The organism is Pseudomonas urethralis (assembly GCF_021602465.1).
Classification (GTDB): Bacteria; Pseudomonadota; Gammaproteobacteria; order Pseudomonadales; family Pseudomonadaceae; genus Aquipseudomonas; species Aquipseudomonas vlassakiae.
In genome coordinates this window covers 1-1,465 of sequence record NZ_BQIJ01000046.1, presented here as the reverse complement: position 1 = coordinate 1,465, position 1,465 = coordinate 1, and the positions used below count along the sequence as shown (strand labels likewise).

Here is a 1,465-nt window from a genome sequence, read left to right as displayed (position 1 = left end):
GCCAGTCCATGCTGGATCTGGGAGAGTTCGCTGGATATGAGGCATCGTTCAGCGCTCGCATGCTGGGGCAGGTGGTCACCGCCGTGGTCCAGACCCAAGTGCCGGCCGCCGATCTGGTTGCCGCTGCTGCGCTCGCTGAGCCAATGCAGCTTGAGGCACGGGCAGGGGTGCAGCGCATCAGCATCGCCGGAGCGCTGGACCAGTTCGGCACTGCCAAGTCAGCGCAGATTGTGGGGGAGATCCAGATCGGCTCTGCCTTGGGTGAGACCAGCCAGCAGATCACCCGGCGCCTCACCAGCATGCACCAGCTGCAGCAGGATCAGGCATCGGCGCTGGTGCGCACCATGACCAACCATGTGGCCAGTACAGCGCGGGCGGAGACGTTCAAGGCCAACGACGACATCCTGGCCGGCAAGCGCCGCATCGCCACGTTGGACGGGCGCACATCGCCGTTCTGCCGCTCGATCGACAACACGGTGGTGCCATTCAGCGCGCCGTCGCCTCCGTTCCACTGGAACTGCCGAACGTCCGAGATCCCGGTGCTCAAGCCTGAGTTCGAGCGTGAGATTCCCGGCTCGGTCAGGCCGGCAGTCGGGCCAGACGGTGCTGAGCAGGTATCGAGCAAGACCACCTACCAGCAGTGGCTCGCCCGCCAGCCTGCCGCGTTCCAGATCGATGTCCTCGGGCCGGCCCGCTACAAGCTGTTCAGCAAGGGCGAGCTGACCCTGGACAAGTTCGTGGACCAGAACGGCAAGCAGATCACGTTGGACGAGCTGAGGCAGCTTGAACCGCTCGCTTTCGAGCGTGCAGGACTTTGAACAGCCGGCCATGAGCCGGTTTTTTTACGCCCGAGGCTGAGCCAACGGCAAATCATCCGGGGGATGACATGAAATACCTGATCGACAAAGCAGCATTCGACGCGCTGGACCCAGCCCTGCAGGCGCTCTACAAGGCCCAGGGTGAAAACTACGTCCTCGCGGTCGAGGGACTCCCTCAAAGCGAGGATGTTGAAGGCCTCAAGCGCCAGAACCAGACCCTGCTGGACGAAGCGAAGGAAGCCAAGCGCAAGGCGCGTGAGGCCCAAGAGCAGCTGACCCAGAAAGAGCTGGACGCAGCCAAGGCCCGCGGCGACTACGAGTCGCTGTACACCAGCAGCGAGCAAGCCCTGGCCGCCGAGCGCCAGAAGCTGGCAGACCTGCAGGCCGGCATCGAGAAGCGCGACCTGACCGGTGCGGCCTCGAAGGTCGCGGCGCAGATCGCTGACGGCCCGAACGCCGAGATCCTGGCCGAATTCCTCGAGCGCCGGCTGCGCATTGTCGATGGCCAGGTACGTGTCACCGATGCCAGCGGGAACCTCACGGTCTCCACGCTGGAAGACCTCGGCAAAGAGTTTCAGAAAGAGCCGCGCTACGCCTCCCTGGTGCGCGGCTCGCAGGCCAGTGGCGGCGGGGCTGCCGGTGGCCTG

At 64.9% G+C, this 1,465-nt stretch carries 2 protein-coding genes; both read left to right on the top strand.

The genetic code is table 11. The features are described from left to right. Nucleotides 1-818 (top strand): phage minor head protein (locus L6D64_RS28095; protein ID WP_236192663.1); only part of this gene is annotated, 818 nt, incomplete at its 5' end. Nucleotides 819-886: 68 nt separating this feature from the next. Next, on the top strand, nucleotides 887-1,465 hold a 579-nt coding region (locus L6D64_RS28090; RefSeq protein WP_236192662.1), incomplete at its 3' end, for a hypothetical protein.